Here is a 24,031-nt window from a genome sequence, read left to right on the forward strand (position 1 = left end):
TGGCATTAATCGGAATCTTGAGTATTATCCGGGCTCGATAGTCCGCTTCGAGTGTTAAGATGTCACGAAACACCGACACAGGAAACAACCTCATGGCCAGATATAGCCTGGCTGAAGAGATTGCAAACAGTATCACCCACGGTCTGGGCGCCTTGCTCAGTGTTGCTGGTTTGACCCTTTTAGTAGCTTATGCAGCCGAGCAGCATGATGTCTGGCGCATCGCCAGTTTCAGTATCTACGGGGCAACGCTGATACTGCTCTTTCTCTCTTCCACGCTCTATCACAGCATCCAGCATGAGAAGACCAAGAAGGTCTTCAAACTGCTGGATCATTGTTCCATCTATCTCCTGATCGCTGGAACTTATACCCCATTCTTACTGGTCAGTATGAGGGATACTTTGGGCTGGATCATGTTTGCTACTGTCTGGCTGCTGGCTATTGCAGGCATTGTTTTCAAAGTCTGGTTTGGTCCACGCTTTAAAAAACTTTCAGTAGCCACTTATATTTTGATGGGCTGGCTGGTTCTTTTTGCGTCAAAAGAATTAGCCAGCAAGATATCGCTGGAGGGCGTCTATTGGCTGGTAGCGGGAGGCCTCTCTTATACCCTCGGGGCTGTTTTTTACCTGTGGAAAAAGCTGCCCTTTAACCATGCTATCTGGCATGTGTTTGTCCTGGGCGGTAGCTTCTGTCATTTCTTTGCTGTTTTTTTTCACGTGCTTCCCGTCAGTTAGTTCCTGGTCAAGCTACAAGTTAGTTCTATTGTCTGTGCTCGCGTTGGTGAAATAGGCGGGCTAACCAACTTTTGTGTTAATGGAAGTACCAGTTGATGGCAAAGACGCTGACAATGGTGGTAATCAAACCGAGGAAGGTAATGATGTATTGCCGGTTGATGGAGCCCATCTCGAAACGCACATCGGCGATTTCAGTGCGGACATCAGTGATTTCAGTGCGGACATCAGTAATTTGAGCGCGGAAATCAGTGATTTCAGTGCGGACATCCGTGATTTCAGCGCGGACACCGGCTATCTCTTTATGCACTTCAGAACGCAGGCTGCTTATTTCTGAACTGAGTGCCTGATAGCTGCGCTCACTTTGCAGTTGCACCTGCATGATGGCTTCTTGCATTACCAGCACATCTTTCTTACTGGCATTGTACTCAGGATCAAGGGAAGCACTGACTTTGCTGGCCAGTTCTTCATCAATGCCAATACGCTTTAATTCTGAAAATAACGACTTTTCCATAACAACCCCAAAAATTCAGAATCACAGCATAGATCAGGGATGACACTATGACCACCTGGCAGGAATAGAGCGCAGACTCTCATTTCCAGTATTGGGATGATGCGCCTTGTCGGGCGCAGTCGACAGTTGTCGATCTTTCATTTGCTCTGCACAATAGAGCCTAATAATGTTTCTGTAGAGCGAGAACGTCTATGTATTTCGGTCAGTGTTTATGTGGGCAGGTTTCCTATCGGGTAAAATCCGAGTTTGTCGAGATTGAATGCTGTCATTGTCTGACGTGCAGAAAAGCTCATTCTTCAGCTTTTGCCATGGGAGTGACAATCGACAGTGCTGATTTCGAGCTGCAGACAGGACAGGAACTGCTGAAGGAGTACGAATCTTCAACAGGAAAGAAAAGAGTTTTCTGTGGCCAATGTGGTTCTCATCTTTACGCTTATCGGGTGGCACAGCCGGAGTCGGTTCGATTGCGCCCTGCCTGTTTGAATATCGACATGAGTTCATTCAAATACAGCCATATATATACCGAAAACTGTCTGCGCATCGACTCTGAATGATTGATAAGACTTCAATCATTAACGGCTCATTGAAGCCTCTGATGAGTAGATCAACATTCCACTTGAACCTTTGGCTCTGCTAATATGCGTTCATTCCTAATTCCAACCCTGTATACGAATTCCCGTAATGAGTGATGATGTCGTTTTTGGCCTGCACGCTGTGCAAAGCCTGTTTGAGCATTCTCCGGAAAAAGTTCTGGAACTGATGATCCAGAAAGGTCGCACTGACAAGCGCATTAATGCGCTGGTGGAGGAAGCCCGCAACCAGGGAGTGACGGTGCGTTTTGTCGAACGCAGCCGACTGGATTCGAAAGTTGAAGGGGTGCACCAGGGCATAGTGGCCCGTGTTGCGCAGGCGAAAGTCTACCGGGAAGGTGATTTGGAAGATCTTCTGAATACACTGGATGAGCCGCCTTTTCTATTAATACTGGATGGTGTGACCGATCCTCATAATCTGGGTGCCTGTCTAAGAACCGCAGATGCTGCAGGGGTCCATGCCCTGATTACGCCCAAAGACAAATCGGCCAGCCTGAATGCGACAGCTCGAAAAGTGGCCAGTGGTGCTGCAGAGAATGTTCCATTGGTACAGGTAACCAATCTTTCCAGAACCATGGAATGGCTGAAAGATCGTGGCATTTGGATGATTGGAACCGCGGGTGAAAGTGCTTCTGATATTTACAAAACAGACCTCAAGGGTCCCCTGGCTCTGGTGATGGGCGCTGAAGGTAAGGGCATGAGAAGACTGACCCGTGACAAGTGCGATTCATTAATCTTTATCCCCATGTCAGGGTCAGTCAGCAGTTTAAATGTTTCTGTAGCGACAGGTGTCTGCTTGTTTGAGGCGGTTCGCCAAAGACAGTTATAGCAATCCGAAATTCTCAGGATGGTTTTTCTCTCAACAGGGCGTCGAGATGTTCAATCAACACAACCCAGTCAGCGTCTTCATTGTATGCCTGTTGAATAAAAGCCTGCTGACTATCTGAAAAGAAGTCGGCATGCTCAATTTTTACCCGGTGGGGCATTTTTTTATGCTCTTCGATGAAGGCATTGATTTCTTGATCACTGCTGGGCAGTCCAAGCTGATCAAACAGATCGTTCATGGTGTGATGGGCAGGTTCCATTGAGACCTCCTGATGGAATCTGTTTTCGTAACGTCAGGATAGCAGGCCACTGTCTTTTGAAAAGATAAAACCGGATTCCAAAGGTAAAAAATGTGACTACAAAAAAGAATGTCGTTTTATTGGATCGGGCTACTCTGGGTGACGGCGTGTCTCTGGAGGCGTTTCATCAGCTTCCGGTACCGTTGGTGATATACGATCAGAGTGAACCAGAAGATGTGATTGAACGTTGTCGTGATGCGGTCGCGATTGTCACCAATAAAGTGGTGATTGATGAGTCGACGCTTTCTTCGCTGCCCAACCTCCGGTATATCGGAGTACTGGCAACAGGAACGAATAATATTGATCTTGCTGCGTGTGATCTGCGCGGTATTAAAGTCCAGAATGTAGAGCGTTACAGCACTGCGTCTGTTGCTCAGCATGCCATGACTTTAATCTTGTCTCTGGCGGGCTCTGTTCCCGCTTACTCACGAGATGCTGTGAACGGCACCTGGGCAGAAAGCGACAGATTCTGTCTGCTTAATCATCCGATCATGGAGCTGGGAGGTAAAAACCTGCTCATTGTCGGTTATGGTGACTTGGGCAAGGCGACTGCCAGACTGGCAGGAGCATTCGGAATGAATGTATTGAAGGCTAGAGTACCTGGCTCACCGACAACCTCTATAGACCGGATAGAATTAGACGAAGGGTTGAAACAGTCAGATGTCGTCAGTTTGCATTGTCCATTGAGTGAAAGTACGGCCAACCTTCTGGATCAGAAAAGACTTTCGCTGATGAAGCCAGGGGCCATTCTGATCAACACCGCCAGAGGTGGGCTGGTAGACGAGAGTGCTTTGGTCTCGGCGCTGGAGGCAGGGCGACTGGGAGGTGCCGGGTTTGATGTGTTGTCAGAAGAGCCTCCCGGAAACGGGAATATCCTGCTCAATAAGTCTCTGCCAAATTTGATCGTCACTCCCCATTGTGCCTGGGGAAGTCTCGAGTCGAGACAGCGTCTGGTCAATCTTGCGGCGCAGCATTATGCACGTTTTTTTCAGGGATAGGAGTCGGCTTTCATAAGTTTAGGAATGCAAACTCCTGAAATACTGAACTATGAGGATTATCATCGATGAGAATGCACGACCCACTCCATCCCGGAGAGTTTATTAAGCAAACCTACATGGAACCAGCTAAAGTAAGCTGCAGGCAGCTATCTGAGGCCTTAGAGGTCTCACCCTCTACTTTGAACAGAATTTTGCAGGGAAAAAGCGCTGTGTCTACCGAGATGGCCAGAAGATTTTCCAAGGTTCTTGGCAGAACTGCGGAAAGCTGGCTCATCATGCAGAATAATTATGACGTCTGGCAGTCAGAGCAGTCGGTGTCGCTCAACACACTGAAGCCTTTCAAGTTTTCTTTAGCGTGACTACTGAGCCCCTCCTTCAGAATCAGGAGTGTAGGTAAAGCGATAAAAAATATCCACAGCCTGAGCCAGACCACTGACAACCTGCAGATAGAGTCTGGGCATGAGTTCATAGCGAACCTTCACTTCGCTCACTGAGTTAAAAACACCTGCACCGTACTGCAGGCGCAAACCGGGAGCTATGTAGCCACCAATGGTGATCTGGGTGTCTTCGCCACTGCCTGCTGTATCCAGCGAGACGTCGCTGAAACCAAAGCTTTCACCAATGGAGGTAGCGATACCACCAAACTGGGAAACACCGATACCCACCAGCATCGCCTCCGCTCCGGAACCGTCATCGCCTTCCAGACCTCTGCCTCGCAGCAGGTAGGAAAGTTGTTCCTGTTGTGGCATTTCCGGGCTGGAATAAACCGTCCACTCAGGTTTATTGACAGGGCCACTGACTTTGATGCCAACCTCCACATTATCTTCAATGGTTTCCGGGTTTCGAACGGCATTGACCAATAGATAGGGAGAGTCGACAGGCCCCTGAAAAATGATTTTTCCGTCCTTGATCAGTAAATCCTGGCCCAGCTGGTGGTAGCGACCCTCTAGTTGAATAGTGCCGTTTCCTTCAAGGGGTTTGTCAGGCAGCTGCAAAAGATCCAGATGCCCCGTGAGTCTGGCTTTGAAACCAAAAGCATTGAGCCGGACTTCGTCTCCGAGTACTACCCGTAGCTTCATCGAAAACAGCTTTAGAGCCTGCTCCCGGAGCTCTGAAGTCTGCCCTTCCTGAACGATCACGACATCGTCTGACACCGAAACAGCACTCTCAGGAAGTCTGTTGATGGTAATGCGACTCCACGGAATTCGGATGATACCTGTCAGTGTCACCTCTTCAGACAGTGTCAGCTTCAGGTTGGGTGAAAGCTTGATCTCGCCAATACCGGGGTAATTAACATCCAGGTCTTGTCCCTCCAGCGTAATGTTACCGCTTGGCTGTCGGAGATCCTTCCAGCTCAGTTGCCCTCCCAGATCCAGTGAGCCCTTACCCACCTGCATTTTGCCTTCTACTGTGCCTGAATCACCGGCCACATTGAGGTAAGTATTAAGTGCAGAAACGCTGACAATATCTCGCGTGGTATTGGCATAGCCATTTTCAATGGCCAGGCGACCGTAAAAGAGCGGTTTGGCAAGAGAGCCTTCCATTCGCCCCCGGGCAGAAAAAGTACCTTTCAGATCACTGACTTCAGGTAAGAAAGGTGCAAATATTTCCAGCAATAAATGATCAATATTCAGCTGACCGCTCAGGGTTCTCTGGTTTTGCAGGTCATCGACGGTCAGGGTCAGACGGCCGCGCCCCAGTTTGTCGGAGAGGAAGTTAAAAGAGCTTTGAAGCTGGTTGTTGGCGATTCGGGCTTCCATGTTGAGCTGGCGGTAATCGCCGGACAGATTATAAGCCTGAAGTGTTCCGGGGCTTGAAGAAAGCGTTAACGACAATGTCGGCTGATTATCCTTCCAGCTTACCTCGACCTTAGAGTTTATAAGTGCCTGCCAGTCAAACTCGTTGGGGAAAAAGGCCTTGAATCTTTCAGGTGCCAGTTGCTCAATGTGAAAGGAGAGATGTCCTGAGTCCTTGCCCAGATGGCTGGATTGAGCACAGATACTGGAAGGGGATGACTTCAGGCAGAATTCAGAGAATGAAGCACCGGCTGCCGAGGCTGAAATATCAACAGGCTTTTTCAGTGACCAGTCTCCGAATTCTGTGTTCAAGTCACTGCGCGTCAGCTGTCCCTGCCATTGTTCGTTGAGGTAGCTGCCAGCCAGGGTGATGATGCTCTTGAGTGCTTTACCTTGAGTTGAGAGCCGGACCTGATGCTGCTTTTCATTGCCTCGTGCTTCAAGCAATATCTGGTTTAGTGTGTGGGGGCCCTGTTTCAGGGCCTCTATGTTGATACGAGCCTGCCCCAGAATGTGTTCTTTCTTTTCAATATGACCTTTTGCCAAAAGGCCATTAATCGCCGTGTCCAGATAACGGACAGAGGAGCTATCAAGTTGAAAGGTCAGTCTGGGTTGCTGTTTGCTTCCGGATACATCGATGAAACCTTTCACTTCACCGTCAAGGCCGGGGTAAAGTTCTGCCAGCTTTGAAGCATTGAGTTTCGCTTCTATATCCCACTGTTTATCAATAAGACCATGGGCGCTTAACTGATTTTCACCGAAATTGGCATTGAAGTGATCTAACTTCCAGTTATAAAGATGATTGATGTCCAGTGTGCCGGAGACTGAGACGGGCCATTCCCTGAGTTTGCCAGTGATATGCATTTCAGAAATCACCAGATGCCATGCCTTACCGTCCAGATTAAAACGGCTTGCCAATACACCGTCGAGCCTCCCCGGATACCCGGGCAAAAAGTTGGCTGTGTTCAGACTATTGAGGTTCACCTTCCCGCTCCATGCAATACCTTTTGTCCAGCTAAGCTGACCAGAAAGATCTGCATCACCTTCAGGTGTTGAGAGGTTCAGGTTTTCGATCGCAATATGTTCGAGACTGCCCCGAGCCTTGAGCAAGGCCTTTATCCGGGTTTCTTTTTGGGTCTCAGGAGTGGATAAGACATTAGCAATGGCTGTGGCATTGGCAGCTAGCTGGTAATCGGTCAGAGAGCCTTGAAGAGTCGCCTTCAGATTTTTTGGCTGGAGCCTGCCATCCAGGGGGGGGGGCTGAATATCTAAGGTTGCTGACAGTGGATAATCGCCGCTCAGTGTTATTTTTCCTTGCAGACTGGCTTTCCCCAAAGCGTGTTCAACCTTGAACTCATGAATAGTGATTTGGGATTGTCGGGCATCAGCAGAGAGAAGGAGGTTAGTCACTTCTTCTTTAATCTCACCCTGTTCATAAGTGCCTCTGTCCAGAGTCAGTTTCTTAAGAGTGATCGGCAGAGGGAGCTCTATCTCCGGTAATACCAGCTTTTCGTTGGAAGGGGCTTGTTCTTTATCGGGCGATGGCAGTTTAATGACCAGATTTTTCAGTTCCAGTTCATCAATGACCAGAATTCCTCCGAACAGCATTCCCGGTTGCCAGTGCAGAGTGAGCCGGTTTGCTTTGAATATCGTATCCTGATCGACCCAGCCTGGATTCTGGAAGACAAGGCCATTGGTTGTCGATCCCTTGATCAGTTCACCCTGAAGTTCAGGTAATTGGGCGCGAGCCAGTTTCCATAGCCAGAGGTTACCGGTATGAGTAAGCAGCAAAAACAGCACCAGGCAGAGGAGCGTGACGAGAGAGGTTAAGATAGCCAGAGCCGTCTTCATATTTCCGGCCCCATTGTAAAGTGCAGTTTATAGGGCGTATCAGGTTCACTGACAGCGAAAGCGACGTCAAATCTCAGAGCGCCCAGAGGGGTTATCCAGCGAATACCAAAGCCGGCACCGGTTTTCCAGTCGTCCCTGTAGTCATTGGTGGCTGTTCCATGGTCAACAAAAACAGCGGCTCGCCAGTGTTCCAGAAATTGATAGTTGTATTCCATGCTGAGCGCCGTCATATATTGGGCACCTGTCAGCTTTCCGTCGGCGTCCTTGGGGGAAATACTTTCATAGTCGTAGCCTCTGACCGTCTGATCACCTCCGGTAAAGAAACGGATGGAAGGAGGTATTTTTCTTACGTCGTTTATCCAGATAGCACCTTGTTCCACTCTGCCAATAAATCGGTGTTTGTCTGCCAACGTCGTCAAGCCTTTGGTGCGACCCCAGAACTTCACAAAGTTCTGATCAGAGCCCAGGTATTTATCTGAGAATTCTGCCGTGGACATGATCAGGTAACCGCTTCGAGGGTCGAGCTTGCCACCTCTGGCATGGCGTCGGGTCATGGAAATGCCCGGGATGACCAGAAAGCTTTCGCCATGCTGAAGGCCCTGTTTGTAGCTTTCGTACTGAATCCTTAAAAACAGATCGCGGTCCCAGCCCTGTGGATTTTTTTTCCATTTATGGATAGACGTCGATCCAAGGTTACTGACAGTGTCTTCCTGTTTTTTATATTGATAACCCACCTGAAGTTCATAGAATTCAGTTAATGGATTACCGTAGGGGATTATATAGCTGGAAGTCAGTTCGGCCCTCGGGGCTGAGATCAGAGCTTCATTGGTCAGGCTGTGTCCCTTGTCATTAATCATAGGGATATCCCAGGTCAGAGAAAGTCTGGGCCCCTCATCGGTGGAATAACCGACACCGGTTTCTATTTCATGATACTTCTTGGGACTGACACCGATATAAATGGGAACATGGTAGTCTACGGTTTTATCCCGCATGGGACGGATGTCGATTTGCTGGAAATAGCCTGTTGAGGCCAGCTCTTTGTTCAGGTTGCCCAGCTTGATGGACTGATAGCGTGAGCCGGGCTTGAAGGTCAGCATTTTCTGGATCAGGGTTCGGGTGTTTTCAGGGATTTCACCATAAACAACGTCCCCAAACCTGTAGCGCTTGCCAGAGTCGAAAATCAGTTCAACATCAGCCGCATTCTCCTGCGGGTAAACTTTGACTGTATGGGTTTGCATCTGAGCATCAAAAAAACCGAGGGACTGGGCCTGGGTGCTGAGCGTCGTCTTAAGCTCTTCATATTCTCCGCTATTAAATACAGCGCCTTTTTTGAGCGGTGAACGTTTGAGGATTCTCTTGAACGACCGGTTTTTTCGGGCATCTCCTTTCAGCTCAATGTTAATGGTGCGGATCAGTACGGGTTGTCCCGGATCAACATGAATGTTCAGCTGGTCTCTATCCTTGTCATCCATCTTCATGGAAATGGTTGGTTGGAAATAGCCCAGCGCTTGCAGAGATTTCTGTACTGCCTCAACAATACTGCTTTGGTAGCGGGGCAACTGCTGGGGCTCAATGGCAGGCAGGGTTTGCAGAAAGCGTTCGGCGTTTCGCTTCTGCCCGTCTTTCAGACCCTTGACCTCATAGGTAAGATGGGATTGAGCCTGACAAACAGAAGAAAGGGTTGAAAGCAAAAGTGCGATAATTAATAGAAATTTATTCAGCTTACCCACTGGCGACCATTTGTTGAGAGAAAGTGGCAGGATTGAAAGATATCGTAGAAGGTCTGTCGATCTATCTCAATAAAAAGCAGCATCGGGCTTCAGATTCTCGGACTCTCCAGCGTTATAACGCAGACTGCCATCGGTTTATAATTCTTGCAACCATGGTCACACTTCTCTAAAATCCTCCGCTCTTTGTATGCTGGGCGTGGTGTGCAGGCATCTTTCAGGTGGTTGTCATTTCAAGCCCATCTCCTTGCCTTACTGCTCTGAAAATGGAACGTATGTTTCATTTGAAGTGTGGGAGGCTGTTTAACCCGTAAGGAGCAAATAATGCGTCATTACGAGATTGTTTTTCTGGTGCATCCTGACCAGAGCGAGCAAGTACCAGGCATGATAGAGCGTTACACACGTGCTATCAGCGAAAACGGCGGTCAGGTACACCGTCTTGAAGACTGGGGTCGTCGTCAGCTGGCTTACCCAATCAACAAGATCCACAAGGCTCACTACGTTCTGATGAACATCGAGTGTAGCAACGAGATCCTGGACGAACTTACAGATAACTTCCGTTATAACGACGCAGTTATCCGTAACATGGTGATCCGTCGTGATGAGGCTGTTTCCGAGCCATCCATCATGATGCAGGCTGAAGAGAAGCGTGAGCGCCGTGACGATCGTCGTGAAGAGCGTCGCGAAGAAGCTGCTGAAGCGCCAGAAGCTGCTACTGAAGAAGCCGCTGCTGAGTAAGTCGTCCTTAATACTGTCTCTGGCTCAAGGCTGTTTCAGTCCAAGGCTGGCAGGATTAAGAACATCACCATTTGTTGAATTCAAGGAGACGTTGCAATGGCACGTTTTTTCCGCCGCAGAAAGTTCTGCCGTTTCACCGCTGAAGGCGTGAAAGAGATCGATTACAAAGATCTGAACACCCTGAAAGCTTATGTTTCTGAAACTGGCAAGATCGTACCAAGCCGTATCACCGGTACCAAAGCCCGTTATCAGCGTCAGCTGGCGACAGCTATCAAGCGTGCGCGTTACATCGCACTGCTGCCATACACTGATCGTCACTGATCAGTCGGCAAACTCTGGAACTGAAGGTATTGCTTGATGCGTAAACTGGCGGAACTGGTAATGAAAAGCCCGAAACATTCATTGTTTCTGGCGGTCATATTTGCCTGTATTCCCATGCTTTTCTGGTTAAGTGCGGCCATTGTATCCCTGGTGGTACTGCGTCGCGGCATTGACCACGGGCTGAAAGTCCTGATATGGGCTCTGTTGCCCGGAATAGCCTGGGCCGCCTTTGGTCAGTACAGCGTATTGATTGGGCTGGTAACCACGTCGTTGCTGGCTTGTGTCCTGCGCCAGACTGTCTCATGGCCGAAAACCTTGCTGGCCATTGTGCCGCTGGGAGGCCTCGTGGCTTTTGCCATGTACCAGATATCACCCCAGATGATCAGTGCCATGACTGACACTGTGATGGAGTTTTTGAAAAAGAGTCTCCAGAGCAGTGGCAGCGAAGAGACTCTGCAACTGGGTGATCATCTGAGACAGATTCTGGAATACGGCGTCGCGGGTGCTCTGGCCTGGGTGCACATACTGTTTTGTGTCCTGGCTCTGATGCTGGCGCGTTCCTGGCAGGCCGATCTGTTCAACCCTGGTGGATTCGGTGAAGAATTCCGCAAGGTGCGGTTGCCCGCAGCTGTTGGGGTAGGTCTTCTGATCATAACTTTGATGGGGTCGGCATTGTCACCCATGTTGACTGCCCTGGTACCCATCGCATCGTTGCCACTGTTTATCGCAGGTTTGGCACTGGTCCACGGGCTGGTAAAACTGCGCCAACGGGGCAGCTTCTGGTTGATTGGCTTATATATGCTGTTGATCACCCTTACGCAACTGGCATACCCGGTTATTGTTTTGACTGCTTGTCTTGACAGTCTGTTTGATTTTCGCAACCGCGTGAATCAGCAGATTCAGGGCTGACAGGCACTAGGTATAAGGTAAGAGGCTAGCGATGGACGTTATCCTGCTTGAGAGAGTTGCCAACCTTGGCAACCTGGGCGACAAGGTAACCGTTAAAGCCGGTTACGGTCGTAACTTTCTGATTCCTTTCAGCAAGGCTGTGCCTGCTACCAAGGAAAATGTTGAAGCTTTTGAAGCTCGTCGTGCCGAGCTGGAAAAGGCTGCTAACGAAAAGCTGGCTGCTGCTGAAAAGCGTGCAGCTGAAATGGCTGAAATCGAACTGACCCTGACCGCCAAAGCGGGCGACGAAGGCAAACTGTTCGGTTCTATCGGTTCACGTGATCTGGCTGAAGCCATCACAGGCGCTGGCGTTGCAGTAGCCAAGAGCGAAATTCGCATGGGCGAAGGTCCTATCCGCGCTACTGGTGAATACGACATCGCCATCCAGTTGCACACCGACGTTGCAGCGACCATCAAGGTATTCGTTGAAGCTGAATAAGTTCGGTTTTTAGCGACGCCTGATACAAAAATACCCGTGGGTTTCGGCCCACGGGTATTTTTGTATCTGCATTGCCTCATGCCTCTGTCCAACCTCTGCGAACGCCTTCATTTCAGCCAAAGGATTATTTTAATTCTGTCATCTTAAAGACATTTTACTGTAATGCTTGTGTCGTTTAATGAGCCTGCTTTAGAGGATATTAAACAAAAAATAAAGCTGGCTTGAACGAGTAGAGATGACATGAGCAAACATACTTTTGATCCAACGGTATACAACTCCAGTGATAATCGGCCGATCTCGGCAGTGCTGGAAAAAGAATTAACCCGTCGGGGTGTTTTAAAACGTGGCGGTGCGCTGGCAGCATTTACTGCGCTGGCCAGCTTTGGTTTAACCGGCTGTAACGATGACTCCGATGATGTTGTTTCATCAGATCTCTCCCTCGGCTTTGACTCTATTTCCGGCTCCAAAACCGATGCTGTCTCTGTACCTGCTGGCTACTCCGCTCAGGTTCTGGCGCCATGGGGAACGCCGCTGAATGATCTGGCCGCAGATTGGAAGGATGATGGCACAAATACTTCCACCGATCAGGCGAATGCTACTGGCATGATGCATGATGGTATGCACTTCTTCCCGCTTGAAGGCAGCAGTACTGAAGGCCTGCTGTGTATAAACCATGAGTTTATTGATCAGACTCGACTGCATGAAAATGGGGCAACTGACAATAATGGCAGACGTCCTGCTGAAGAAGTTCGCAAAGAAATCAACGCCCATGGTGTTTCAGTAGTTCACATCAAACTGACTGATGGTGTCTGGGATGTCGTGAAAAACAGCGACTACAACAAGCGTTACACCGCAGGCACTGAAATGTATCTGACCGGACCGGTGGCTGACAGCGATTTGCTGATTACCAAATACACCGAGGAGAAAGGAAATAAAGCCCTCGCCCGGGGTACCAATAATAACTGTGGTAATGGTCACACGCCCTGGGGGACTTATCTGACCTGTGAAGAAAACTGGCCTGGCTATTTTACCCGTAGCGATGACCCGTCTAACTGGACTGAAGAACAAATACGCTTGGGCATCAGTTCCAGGGGTACCCGTTATGATTGGGATACTGTTATATCTTCTGACGAACAAGAAACCGGCGAGTTTGCCCGTTTTGATGTAACCCCGGGCTCTGGAGATGTGACTGAAGACTTCCGTAACGAAGCCAATGGCCACGGATACATTGTAGAAATCGATCCCTACAATCCTCAGGCTAAAGCCATTAAACGCACGGCTCTGGGTCGCTTCCGCCACGAAGATTGTTCGTTTGGCAAGTTGGAAGAAGGTCAGCCCGTTGTTTTTTATTCTGGCCATGACAGCCAGTTTGAATACATCTACAAGTTTGTTTCCAAAGAACTCTGGAATCCGGCAGACGCCAACACTGAAGATCGTCTCGCCACCGGTGCCAAGTACATGGATGAAGGTACTTTGTACGCCGCTCGCTTCGATGAGGAAGGCAATGGCAAATGGTTGCCTCTGACGCCCGATGCAACGACCAAAGACGGTGGAAGGTTAGGTTATATTTCAGGATTCACAACTCAGGCTGAGATTATCCTGAATACGCCAGGCGCTGCTGATCTGGTAGGTGCTACCCCAATGGACCGTCCTGAATGGACTGCGGTAGATCCTAAGACCGGCTCTGTTTATGTGACGCTGACCAACAACACTAATCGTGATAATGAGGACGGCAATTCCGATACCGATACCAATGTGGCCAATCCTCGAGAAGATAATGAGTATGGTCATATTATTCGCTGGAATGAAGGGGCCGATCCAAGTGAGTTTACCTGGGAGTTCTTCCTGTTCGGCTCTTTTGCCTCTGAAAGTGCTCTGGTGAACCTGTCCGGTCTGAATGAAGCCAATGAATTTGGCAGCCCGGACGGTCTGGCATTCGATGACCGTGGCCTGCTTTGGATTCAAACGGATGGTGGCGCTAATGACAATACCAATGACCAGATGCTGGCCATTATTCCATCTGAACTGAACAGCACTGAGGACATGCTGGCCGTCAACGCCGACAACCAGGACCAGCTGAAGCGCTTCTTTGTGGGGCCGAATGGTTGTGAAGTGACCGGTCTGGCATTCACACCAGATCACCAGAGCTTCTTCCTGAATATGCAGCATCCATCGAATTGGCCTGCCGCTGGGACAATCGACGCAACCGATGCAAGCGGTGCAAACAGGGCGCGCTCTTCCACGGTGGTGATTATGAAAGACGGTGGTGGTGAAGTGGGGGTTTAATAACCGTCACCTGACTGCCAATATAACAAAGCCGATGAGTGGAATGCTCATCGGCTTTTTTGTTGTGAAAAATATTTTGCTATGTCGTTTTCCATCACTGATGGTGACGCGAAATGTTTCTCTTAACTACGTGTATTTGAGGCTGCCGGAATCAAGGTTTGCCCACCTGACAAGCCCCGAGCAGGCAAACTACAGGGGTATCCTGCAAGGCCTCTTCTATTTTTGGTTGTAAGTAGCGTGGGAAGTATGGCATCAGAAGGTGTTTCAAGTTTCGGCTAATTGTCTATTACTCTAGCGTCTATTTGACGGTTTATAAAGCGTCTAATTGCCTATTTAGCTTCCGGCTAAATGTCGGTTTTATTTCTTTTTTTATTTTTTTTCTAATAAAAACAGTAGTTATGTGGGTTTTTTGGTTGCTTGAGTCTATGGTTTTTTGCAGGCCGAAAATGGCCTGCTACTCGCTTTAAATCTTGCCAGGCTTTCCCGATACATACGGACCTTGACGCGGGTTTCTTCATTCTCAAGAAGACTTTTTCATAAAAGGCGTCATCCGGGCAAACAAAAGTCCAAGCTCAAACAACAGCCACATAGGTCCAGCCAGCAGGCTCTGGGATATCACGTCGGGTGGTGTCAGAAGCATACCGATCACAAAACAGCCCACTACGATGTAAGGACGTTTCCTGGACAGGGATTCAACGGTGCTAATGCCAGACCAGATCAGTAACAGTGTTGCGACAGGGATTTCGAAGGCCAGCCCAAAGGCAAAAAACAGTTTAAGAATAAAGTTCAGATAGCTCCTGATGTCAGTCATCATGGTGACCGTTTCAGGTCCGGTCGTGGTGAAGAAACCAAAGATCAATGGAAACACCACAAAATAGGCAAAGGTGACACCGGCATAAAAGAGTATGACGCTGGTTATGAGCAATGGGATGGCCAGATGCTTTTCATTCTTGTACAGGCCGGGAGCAATAAATCCCCAGACCTGATGAAGAATAAAGGGAATGGCCAGAAATAGGGAAAGTACCAGGCTGAGTTTAAATGGAGCAAAGAAAGGGGAGGTAACATCGGTGGCTATCATGCTGGTGCCTTCTGGCATCAACAAGCGCAGGGGTTCAGACACCAGCTCATAAATGTCATTGGAAAAGTAAAACAGTACGGCAAAGAACAGCAGGGTGACCACCATGCTTTTCAGTACGCGAGTTCGTAACTCAAGTAGATGCTGAATCAGGGGTTGTTCTGATTGAACCGTCGGGGTTTCAGTCTTCATAAATGTCTCGGCAGGCATCCAATAAAGGCAGCACTCAGGCCGCCTTTATGTTGGAATCGGATGGTTTGGAGGGATTTTCAGTGGCTACGGTTGCTTCTTGTTTCAGAGATCGAACCTGTTGATTCAGCTCGTCCAGCTGAAGATCCTGTTTGATCTCATCGACCTTTAGCTCTCTGTTAACCGTTTCTTTTATATTGCTGGCGCTGCTACGCAGGTAGTTGATCCACTGCAGGCCGGTTTTTATTGCGTGAGGTAAGCGCTCGGGCCCCAGAATCACCAGACCGAGTACCGAGATAACCAGCAGTTCGGCAAAGCCAATATCAAACACGCTGACAGTCCTCAGGCTTTGTTATGACTCAGTTCCCTGTTCTTGTCATTGTCCTGGTTATTGGTCGCAAGGTTTTCTGAAGAACCGGAGTCATCGCTGATGCTCTTCCTGAAACCCTTGATAGCTCCACCCAGGTCGCTGCCAAGACCTTTAAGTCGTTTGGTGCCAAACAGCATGACAACAATCAACAGTACGATTAACAGTTGCCAGATACTGATACCGCCAAGGCCCATAGTGATTCTTCCTTTATGATTCTTTGAAAGTGATCACTATAGCGTTTGATTATGGAAAAATTATGACAACCCCCCCCTGCCGTGAAGAATAATCTGGATGCGTTAGAGAATTCCCCCCCCCCCAAAATCATGCGCTTCAGCAGTTTAGTCCCCCATCAAGTTGCTGTATTCTTAAAGCTCCGATTTTGGTATTCATGAATCATGCTGGAAGCACTGCCCCGAGAAGGCGAACTGCCCATTGATGAAGCGACCGTGACCCTGAAGACGCCACCTCATTCCATTGAGGCAGAGCAGTCTGTTTTGGGTGGCCTGCTGCTGGATAATGAAGCCTGGGATAAAGTCGCCGACAAGATCACGGCTGACGACTTTTATCATCCCCGTCACAAAATTATTTTCTCGTCGATGGCCAAATCGGCGAACGAGACGCTTCCCTTTGATCCCTTGACACTGGCCGCCACCCTTGAGAATCAGGACGAACTGGAACAAGCCGGTGGCATGGTGTACATCACTGAGTTGGTGGCCAATGTTGCCGGTATTGCCAACATTGAAGCTTACGCCGAAATCATTCAGGAGCGTTCTGTTAACAGAAAGGTGATCAATGCCAGTCAAAAGATGGCTGAAATCGCCTACAACCCTGAAGGTCGCGACAGCCAGACGATACTGGATGAAGCTGAACGACTGGTTTTCAACATTGCTGAAGAACGCCCCAAAACCGGCGGCCCGGTAGGTGTTCGGGAAATTCTGGATAACACGGTTCAGAAAATTGATGAGCTTTTTAATGCCGGTGATGCCATCACTGGTATCACTACAGGCTTTAGTGATCTGGACACTATGACCTCGGGTATGCAGCCGTCGGATATGGTCATTGTTGCGGCCAGGCCGTCGATGGGAAAGACGACGTTCGCGATGAATTTGGTCGAAAACGCCCTGCTCAATACCGAAAAAGTAGTGATGGTTTTCAGTCTCGAAATGCCCTCTGAACAGCTGATGATGCGTATGCTGTCTTCTCTGGGGCGGATTAATCAGAGCAAAGTGCGTTCCGGTAAGCTGGAAGAAGACGACTGGCCGAAGCTGGTTTCAGCGGTAGAAAAAATCAAGGACAAAAAGCTGTTCATTGATGATACCGCTGGTATCAGTCCTTCAGAAATGCGATCCCGTATCCGTCGTGTGGTGCGTGAGCATGGTGATATGGCCATGATTATGATCGACTATCTGCAACTGATGCAGATTCCCGGTTTCAGTGAAGGTCGTACCAACGAAATCTCGGAAATTTCCCGATCCCTGAAAGCCATTGCCAAGGAGTTCAACGTACCGGTGATTGCGCTGTCTCAGCTTAACCGATCTCTGGAGCAACGCCCCAACAAGCGTCCGGTCAACTCCGACCTCCGTGAATCCGGAGCGATTGAGCAGGATGCTGACGTTATCATGTTTATCTACCGTGATGAGGTCTATAACCCGGACACCGAGTTTAAGGGTATTGGCGAGATCATCATTGGTAAGCAGCGTAACGGCCCCATCGGCTCGGTAAGATTGGCCTTTATTGGTCAGTACACCCGGTTTGAGAATCTCGCTCCTGATGCCTATGTCAATTTTGATGATGAGTAATTGGGGTCATTATTGTCATGATCTGTCGAGGAACTCATTAGCATGCCTGAACAATACACAAAGGCGAAATTTTGGAAATGTGCGCTTCAGGTGAATCCTTTCGACTATATCCGATATCGTGGTCAGGATATTGCGACGGACGAAGAGGCGTACAATCAGAAGCTTTTAGAAGTTTGTCTGGAAGAAGAAATCAAGGTTTTAGGGATTGCTGATCATGGTCGGGTTGAAAGTATTGATGCAATCAGGGAAAAAGTGGAACCTCATGGCATTGTTGTTTTTCCAGGGTTTGAGGTCACTGCCAATGATAACGTTCACTTTGTATGCCTTTTCTCAGAAAAAACCAGTTCTAAAGTGCTGGAGCGATATCTTGGTAGTTTGAAGCTGCTTGATATCAAGGATGGAACCAGACCTTCTGAGCTAAGCTCAGCTCATTTAATTGAAGAAGTAGACAGACTGGGAGGGGTTTTGTTTGCAGCCCATAGCACCAATGATAATGGGGTGCTTAAGCTCAGACAGAATCATATCTGGACAAATCCTAAACTTCGAGCGGTGCAGATACCGGGTACAATTGATGACCTTAAACCTGCAGAGAATGGCTTTTATTATCAGGTGGCGTTAAACAGGAGTCCTCAGTATCAACGTGATAGGCCTATGGCTTTGATTAATGCTGCAGATGTTGAAGCGCCGGAGAAACTGCGGGAGAAAAGTGCAAGTTGCCTTATCAAAATGACCAAACCCTGTTTTCAGTCTTTCAGGCAGGCTTTTCTTGACCCGGAATCCAGATTGCGCTTGAACTACGATGTTCCTGAAAATCATGCTTCTGTCATTGAGTCTATTCGGTTTACTAATGGTTATCTTGACGGTGTTCAAGTTGGGTTGGCCGATCATTTAAATGCTTTGATTGGTGGCAGGGGAACCGGAAAATCAACTTTGATAGAGAGTGTCCGCTTTGTACTGGCAAAAGAGCCTGTGATGAGTGAAGCAAGAAAATTGCATGAAAAAATAGTCAAGGAAAATCTTTCAAAAGAAAAAGCTCATGTGGAACTAAGAGTGCGTTCAGCTGCTATGGGGGGAAGGTGGTTTACTGTTTCCAGACGCTATGGTGACAGGCCTGTTGTCAAAGATGAGCAAGGCAATATCTCTCCTCATTCTCCTTTGGAGCTGCTTCCAGATATAGAGGTGCTTGGACAGAATGAAATTTATGAAACAGCCAGAACGGTAGAGGGCAGAGATCATTTGCTCAGTCGTTTTTTGCAAAATAAAGACTCCCGGGAACATAAAAAAATTCAACAGATACTCTCAAATCTGGAAGAGAATCGGTTATCAATCCTGAAAGCAACGGAGTTGCAGGGAGAGCTGGAAGCCGATGTTGCAAAGTTACCAAAACTGGAAGATCAGGCAGGACAATTCCAATCATTGGGATTAGAAAAAAAGCTGGAAGCTATTCCCAGACTGGAAAAGGAAAAGCAGCTCACTCAGCGTGTAGAGGATGAGTATTCCGAGCTTGATGAAGGATTGAGGGTTGCTCTGGATTCCTTACCTGATGTCCAGTTCTTGAGTGATCAGGCTCTTGATGGATTGCCACATAAAAAATTATTGAGTTCTCAGAGGCTGCTGCTTGAAGAACTAGGAGTTGACATTCGAAAGTTGCTGGAACAAGCAAGAGAGAAATGGACGGCTGCATGTGGTAAGAAAGACGCTCTGAAGAAAGGATTGTCAGAGCAAATCAGGGCCGATGAGGAAGCCCTGACAAAAGAGTTCAAGAAGATACCTACCAGTCAGGGCAAGAGTGGCAGGGAAATAGGTGAACTCTACCAGACGATTTTGAAAGAAATTGAGAGCATTCGTCCCAAAACACAGTCTCTGAAGCATAGGAAAGAACAAATAAGAGTTCTTTATGAACGTAGAAAGAGTCTTTTGTCTGAACTGAGTGAGGCTCAGGTTCAGCTGTCCAGTAATGCAACGAGAAATCTCAGGAAATTGAACAATAGGTTAAGAGGAAAGCTGAAGGTAGATCTGGCTGTGGCTGAGGACAGGCAGAACCTGTTTGACTTTGTATTGTCGTTTAATTTGGAAGGTATCGGTGCCAAGCGTTTAGAGTGGCTCAAAGAGGGACAGTTTTCTCCGGAGAGTTTGGCTGGCACTATACGTCAGGGAACAGATGCTCTGCAGAATTCTGGCTGGGAGATCACTCCCACAGTCGCCAGCGCTCTTGTCACTCTCTCTGAAAAGCAGTTGCTTGAATTAGAAGAGGTGCAGTTGTTGGACAAAAAAGTCATCGAACTTAATGTAGCCCATGAGGGGCAAGCTGAAGATTACCGACATATTGATGACCTTTCAGTAGGGCAGCAATGCACGGCTATATTGCATATGCTACTACTGAATAACCAAGACCCCCTCATCCTGGATCAGCCAGAGGATAATTTGGACAACGCTTTTATTGCTGACAGGATTGTCGCTGAACTACGAAAGGCTAAGCTGGAAAGGCAGTTTATTTTTGCCACACATAACGCCAATATCCCTGTTTTTGGCGATGCGGAGTGGATTGGCGTCCTTCAAGTCAATCCAGAAGAACGCAGGGCAGAGATCCCCCTCGAACTTCAGGGAGCTATAGATGTGGAACCTGTTCAGAAATTTGCGGCTGATATTCTCGAAGGAGGGAAGGCTGCTTTTAATCAACGTCGTGAAAAGTACGGATTCAATTGAACATGCTGAAATCAGAGCTACTGGAAATTATTGCCAATGGCGAAAACTCAGGCGTTGAATTTAAGCGGGATGATATTCGTCCCGAGCAGCTTGCTGTAGAAGTGGTAGCAATGGCTAACCTCAAAGGAGGTATGCTGCTAATGGGAATGGAAGATGATGGCTCCATCAGTGGTATAGAACGAGACAAACATGAAGAATGGGTAATGAACGCTATCGCAGATAAAGTTCATCCCATGTTACTGCCTTATTACGAAGAAGTTCAGCTTGATTCTGACCATCGTATTGCTGTGATCAGCTTTACAGAAGGGGTATCAAAACCCTATGTACTTAGACATAAAGGCCGTGAAGATGTCTTTATTCGAGTCGGTTCAACATCCAGAAGAGCTTCAAGAGAGCAGCAGGCAAGATTGTTTGCCTGCGGCGGAGTGCTACATACCGAAGCTTTGCCTGTAGCAGGCTCCAGCTATAACTCTCTGGATCAAGAACGACTGTCTGATTATCTGAAAAATGTTCTCTCAGAGCCTGATATTCCCCAGAATAAGTCTTCCTGGATTAATCGGTTAGTTGGTTTAGGGTTTATGACTGAAGGTGTCAGCTCTCCAGTTTGCACCGTTGCGGGTATGGTATTGTTTGGTATTTCCCCCAGACGTTATTTGAGGCAGTCCGGAATCAGGGTGATTGCTTTTGATGGAGAAGATAAAACTTATCAATCCAAGATTGACAAGAGACTGGATTTTCCACTGGTAGGGCTCTGGAAAGAAGATGAAGCCGGTGAGCGAAGTCTGTCAGAGATACACTATGGACTTATTGAGAAGCTGATTGACCTGATTGAACCCTATATAAGCGAAGAGTCTGGAGAAATAGACAGTCATTTTCGCAGGGAAAGGCGTTGGTACTACCCTAAAGCAGCCGTAAGGGAGCTGGTTATTAATGCTCTTGCACACAGAGACTGGACACGATCTGTCGATATTGAAATAGGAATATACAACGACCGTCTGGAATTGATTAGCTCAGGCACCTTGCAGAATTCTATGACTGTCGAAAAAATGCTAGCTGGACAGCGTTCCCCGAGAAATCCGATTATAGTCGAAGTTCTGAGGGACTATGGCTATGTAGAGGCCAGAGGAATGGGTGTGCGAACTAAAATTGTACCTCTCCTAAAGCAACACAATGGGAACAAACCGTGCTTTGAATTGACAGAAGACTACCTCAAGACAACCTTCTACAAGGGAAAGCAACCGGCGGCAGAGTCCTGAGTTAAGCTCACCTATTCCCTACTGTGTCAGAAGTGGTGTCCCGTTTATTAATTGACCAACTAATAAAACACTGGGTGGTAGACAGGTAACTTCGGGACAAAACATTAAGCAGTGGCCTAAAGACAGCATGGTCATTATTTGAGTATCTGTTTTTCAGAACCCCGTGGAACATATCCAATCCAAGCCTGAATAGAGCCTTGGCGGGCCTTCAGTGCTTATTCAGATGATTCTATAGGTTCTAAAAAACAAGCTCGCACCTGGGTGAAACATTGTCTCGTTCTTTTATAATTTGTTTTTGAATAGACTTTTCATTTATGAAACTTCTGCTTAATAATTGTCGTGTTTCTAAAGGAAGTTGATCATGCCAGATATCAGGGTTTTCAGATAAAGCTTTTGCATCAGACTCGTTAAAATCATCTGATAAGAAAGCACTGCCAAACTTAGAATGTAACTCGTAATATTTATCGCTTATAGCGCCGCATTTCATTTTCAACTGTATCGCTGATAAAAATAGTGCGGCATTAATAAGTCGTGATGATGGATGACTATAAAAAGGTGATTCTTTTTTAAAGATGTGATCAAAATCGATTAATTTTATTTTATTTTTCAGGCAAACCATATTTTCAAGCTTGAAATCCCTGTGACAAACGCCTATCAAATCAAGATGATTTAAAATTTCAAGAACTTGAAAAATAATTTCATGAAATTGTGCAACTGATAAATTTGAAAAGTTTTCTTTTAAAAATTGATCGAAGCTAATTTTTCCTAACTCCATCACAATATACATTTTATTGTCTTCTTCCAGAACACCAAAGTATTCAATAATATTAGGATGGGGGTTAGCTATTAAAGACTGTATAGAGTTTTTCTCATCAATAGCACTCTCCGCTTTCCAACCTATCAAAGGAATAACTTTTATAGCTATATCACATTTACGTTCGGTTATACACTTCGACTGATACACATCGCCGCATGCGCCATCACCCAGTTTGTCTTTAAACTCGAACATATGGGCTTTTGGTATAGTGCCCTGTGCAAAACCATGAAAACACTTTTCTTGACTTTTACTTTCTGCGTCAATTTTCATCCTTTTGGTTGGTAAGCTTACAATATCCATATTAATTCCCTGGTTTAATCCGCACTTCAATAATCGGACTCCAGATGAAGAATTTAGTTCCATAAACGGTATGACCTAGCCTTTCTCCCGCTCTCCTCACACCACTGCCGTGTGGGTCCGCACCGGGTTCAATGCTGGTTAAAGTTACTGTCGTCGGATACAGCGGGTTTACGATAAAACCGGAGACCTTTTGGAATTGCAGGTAAGCTGCTTATGCCAATCGTTTTCAAAAATTAGACAGAAATCATTAACATCAGAATACACTCTTCATAGACATGGGAGCTTCTGTTATCTATTTTTAGTCTGCAACGGAAAGATAGCTAGATTCCGGGGCGTTCCCCCGTCTTTTTAAAATAGAACTAACGTTCAATAAACTTATTGCCAGAAAAAAGGCCTGATAAAAATGAAGCAATGTATTCGTTTAATTTTAGTATTGGTTACGATGATGCTCCCTTGTACAGGGTATTCTGGAGATGATAGATTCGACGCTCTCCTGCCATTAACAGCATTAAGTCTCATGCAAATATTCAAAACCTTTACAGAGGGAGACTCTATCAGCAGCTTTTTCAATCTCGAAGGGATTCAAGTATGGTCATTTAACAGGGATCACTATTCATCCGATGGGTGGACTGACGAGCAGACTGTTGATGGTATACTGACAGTGTCCGCTACGTTTCATCAGGCAACTCCAATGGATGCTACCGCTGACCTGCAACCCCGATCTTCAAATTTCATTGATATGGGGGCTGGCATTAGCGCTTACTTTTCGTATGTTTTGCCATTATTGACTGAATATTTTCGGTCTCAATTCAACCCTGATAGAGTTTATTATCTGGATCGAGCCAATCTTGAACGTCATCAAGGAACAGCAGTAGACGATGACCCTGATGGTTTTGATGACGACCATGATGTCAGTGATGATGAAGGAAAAGCTTCAGAAAAAGAGACTGGAGCAAGAGCAATCAACAAAGAGTGTGAGTTTTTTAAGTGTGAGTATGATGATTGCAGTTCTGTATCTGATACCCCTGAAAATTGGAAAGCTCATGTAATCAGTGACATGAAAAAAGGCACGATCACTTACCAAGCTTCATTGTATTATTCAGGTTTTCTCAGGCCAGCTTTTGGGCCTGAGCCAAGTCCTGAACAAAAAGATATGTATGAAAAACAATGTGATAGAGATGAAGAACTATGCGAAGATTTGATTACACAGACACGTCGTTGCATTGATCTATTCAACAACGGGCTTGATGAAGGGCTAAGCGAGTATCTGCCCTCTGACCCGAACCTCCCGTATCAGGATTGATGTCGCCTTTTTTGATCCATAAGTCTCAATAGTTAGCAGCTTTTCCCCCGTCGCCGCCTGCGGCGGCGCGGCGTAACCACCCACTGAAACGTTTGCTAACTATTATGTTTTGAACTTTATGCATGGTATTGACTCTGAATAGTGAAATAAATGAAA

22 protein-coding genes are annotated in these 24,031 nt (G+C 47.2%); 14 read left to right on the top strand and 8 right to left on the bottom strand.

Going from position 1 to position 24,031, the window contains the following annotated elements:
• Positions 1-92 precede the first annotated feature (92 nt).
• Positions 93-731, top strand: coding sequence for a hemolysin III family protein (locus KBW69_RS16500; RefSeq protein ID WP_257274898.1), 639 nt, complete (start codon positions 93-95; stop codon positions 729-731).
• A 76-nt stretch (positions 732-807) separates the two neighbouring features.
• On the opposite strand, the gene KBW69_RS16505 is transcribed toward KBW69_RS16500, so the two are convergent.
• Positions 808-1,242, bottom strand: coding sequence for a CCDC90 family protein (locus tag KBW69_RS16505; protein ID WP_257274897.1), 435 nt, complete (start codon positions 1,240-1,242; stop codon positions 808-810).
• A gap of 191 nt (positions 1,243-1,433) precedes the next feature.
• Between KBW69_RS16505 and KBW69_RS16510 the strand changes: the two genes are divergently transcribed.
• A complete protein-coding gene (locus KBW69_RS16510; RefSeq protein ID WP_257281570.1) occupies positions 1,434-1,796 on the top strand; it encodes a GFA family protein in 363 nt (120 codons plus the stop codon).
• A 127-nt stretch (positions 1,797-1,923) separates the two neighbouring features.
• A complete protein-coding gene (gene rlmB / locus KBW69_RS16515) occupies positions 1,924-2,661 on the top strand; it encodes a 23S rRNA (guanosine(2251)-2'-O)-methyltransferase RlmB (protein WP_257281571.1) in 738 nt (245 codons plus the stop codon).
• A 13-nt stretch (positions 2,662-2,674) separates the two neighbouring features.
• On the opposite strand, the gene KBW69_RS16520 is transcribed toward rlmB, so the two are convergent.
• Positions 2,675-2,917 carry a DUF2789 domain-containing protein gene (locus KBW69_RS16520; protein ID WP_257281572.1) on the bottom strand — a complete coding sequence of 81 codons (243 nt, stop codon included), beginning with the start codon at positions 2,915-2,917 and terminating at the stop codon, positions 2,675-2,677.
• A gap of 92 nt (positions 2,918-3,009) precedes the next feature.
• Here KBW69_RS16520 and KBW69_RS16525 point away from each other — a divergent pair, with 92 nt between their 5' ends.
• Together KBW69_RS16525 and KBW69_RS16530 are read left to right on the top strand one after the other, a co-directional pair.
• Positions 3,010-3,954, top strand: a complete 945-nt coding sequence (locus tag KBW69_RS16525; protein ID WP_257274892.1) for a D-2-hydroxyacid dehydrogenase — start codon at positions 3,010-3,012, stop codon at positions 3,952-3,954.
• A 71-nt stretch (positions 3,955-4,025) separates the two neighbouring features.
• A complete protein-coding gene (locus KBW69_RS16530; RefSeq protein ID WP_257274900.1) occupies positions 4,026-4,313 on the top strand; it encodes a HigA family addiction module antitoxin in 288 nt (95 codons plus the stop codon).
• Here the strand turns inward: KBW69_RS16530 and KBW69_RS16535 are convergent, their stop codons facing one another.
• Positions 4,314-7,601, bottom strand: a complete 3,288-nt coding sequence (locus KBW69_RS16535) for a translocation/assembly module TamB domain-containing protein (protein WP_257281573.1) — start codon at positions 7,599-7,601, stop codon at positions 4,314-4,316. It abuts the gene before it with no gap.
• Positions 7,598-9,331, bottom strand: a complete 1,734-nt coding sequence (locus KBW69_RS16540; protein WP_257281574.1) for an autotransporter assembly complex family protein — start codon at positions 9,329-9,331, stop codon at positions 7,598-7,600. Before KBW69_RS16540 ends, KBW69_RS16535 begins: the two co-directional genes overlap by 4 nt.
• A gap of 321 nt (positions 9,332-9,652) precedes the next feature.
• Here KBW69_RS16540 and rpsF point away from each other — a divergent pair, with 321 nt between their 5' ends.
• The 5 genes from rpsF (at position 9,653) to KBW69_RS16565 (ending at position 14,060) form a co-directional block, all read left to right on the top strand.
• Positions 9,653-10,066, top strand: a complete 414-nt coding sequence (gene rpsF, locus KBW69_RS16545; RefSeq protein WP_257281575.1) for a 30S ribosomal protein S6 — start codon at positions 9,653-9,655, stop codon at positions 10,064-10,066.
• A 96-nt stretch (positions 10,067-10,162) separates the two neighbouring features.
• The gene (gene rpsR, locus KBW69_RS16550) at positions 10,163-10,387 is read left to right on the top strand and encodes a 30S ribosomal protein S18 (RefSeq protein ID WP_034835335.1); all 225 of its coding nucleotides are present in this window, start codon (positions 10,163-10,165) and stop codon (positions 10,385-10,387) included.
• 36 nt (positions 10,388-10,423) lie between these two features.
• Positions 10,424-11,296 (top strand): hypothetical protein, encoded by an 873-nt coding sequence (locus KBW69_RS16555; RefSeq protein ID WP_257281576.1) that lies wholly within the window; start codon positions 10,424-10,426, stop codon positions 11,294-11,296.
• 31 nt (positions 11,297-11,327) lie between these two features.
• Complete coding sequence (gene rplI, locus KBW69_RS16560; protein ID WP_257274636.1) at positions 11,328-11,774, top strand: 50S ribosomal protein L9; 447 nt, start codon at positions 11,328-11,330, stop codon at positions 11,772-11,774.
• A gap of 240 nt (positions 11,775-12,014) precedes the next feature.
• Complete coding sequence (locus tag KBW69_RS16565) at positions 12,015-14,060, top strand: PhoX family phosphatase (RefSeq protein WP_257281577.1); 2,046 nt, start codon at positions 12,015-12,017, stop codon at positions 14,058-14,060.
• Between the two features lie 520 nt (positions 14,061-14,580).
• On the opposite strand, the gene tatC is transcribed toward KBW69_RS16565, so the two are convergent.
• From tatC to tatA, 3 genes are read right to left on the bottom strand one after another with little or no spacing between them, the layout of a single operon-like run.
• Positions 14,581-15,327 (bottom strand): twin-arginine translocase subunit TatC, encoded by a 747-nt coding sequence (tatC, locus tag KBW69_RS16570; protein WP_257281578.1) that lies wholly within the window; start codon positions 15,325-15,327, stop codon positions 14,581-14,583.
• Between the two features lie 34 nt (positions 15,328-15,361).
• Complete coding sequence (gene tatB, locus KBW69_RS16575) at positions 15,362-15,655, bottom strand: Sec-independent protein translocase protein TatB (RefSeq protein WP_257275062.1); 294 nt, start codon at positions 15,653-15,655, stop codon at positions 15,362-15,364.
• Between the two features lie 11 nt (positions 15,656-15,666).
• Entirely contained in the window at positions 15,667-15,888 is a 222-nt protein-coding gene (gene tatA / locus KBW69_RS23870; protein ID WP_368736450.1) for a twin-arginine translocase TatA/TatE family subunit, read from the bottom strand.
• A gap of 201 nt (positions 15,889-16,089) precedes the next feature.
• On the opposite strand from tatA, the gene dnaB reads away from it, so the two are divergent.
• Genes dnaB through KBW69_RS16595 form a run of 3 tightly spaced genes read left to right on the top strand, consistent with a single transcriptional unit; the run spans position 16,090 to position 21,455 of the window.
• A complete protein-coding gene (dnaB, locus tag KBW69_RS16585; RefSeq protein ID WP_257281579.1) occupies positions 16,090-17,493 on the top strand; it encodes a replicative DNA helicase in 1,404 nt (467 codons plus the stop codon).
• Between the two features lie 42 nt (positions 17,494-17,535).
• The gene (locus KBW69_RS16590; RefSeq protein ID WP_257281580.1) at positions 17,536-20,199 is read left to right on the top strand and encodes a TrlF family AAA-like ATPase; all 2,664 of its coding nucleotides are present in this window, start codon (positions 17,536-17,538) and stop codon (positions 20,197-20,199) included.
• Between the two features lie 2 nt (positions 20,200-20,201).
• On the top strand, positions 20,202-21,455 hold the full coding sequence (locus tag KBW69_RS16595) for an RNA-binding domain-containing protein (protein WP_257281591.1): 1,254 nt from the start codon (positions 20,202-20,204) through the stop codon (positions 21,453-21,455).
• A gap of 238 nt (positions 21,456-21,693) precedes the next feature.
• Here the strand turns inward: KBW69_RS16595 and KBW69_RS16600 are convergent, their stop codons facing one another.
• A complete protein-coding gene (locus KBW69_RS16600; protein WP_257281581.1) occupies positions 21,694-22,572 on the bottom strand; it encodes a protein kinase family protein in 879 nt (292 codons plus the stop codon).
• 403 nt (positions 22,573-22,975) lie between these two features.
• Here KBW69_RS16600 and KBW69_RS16605 point away from each other — a divergent pair, with 403 nt between their 5' ends.
• Positions 22,976-23,875 (top strand): hypothetical protein, encoded by a 900-nt coding sequence (locus KBW69_RS16605; protein ID WP_257281582.1) that lies wholly within the window; start codon positions 22,976-22,978, stop codon positions 23,873-23,875.
• Positions 23,876-24,031: the final 156 nt, after the last annotated feature.

It is taken from the genome of Endozoicomonas sp. ISHI1 (genome assembly GCF_024606225.1).
GTDB lineage: Bacteria > Pseudomonadota > Gammaproteobacteria > Pseudomonadales > Endozoicomonadaceae > Endozoicomonas_A.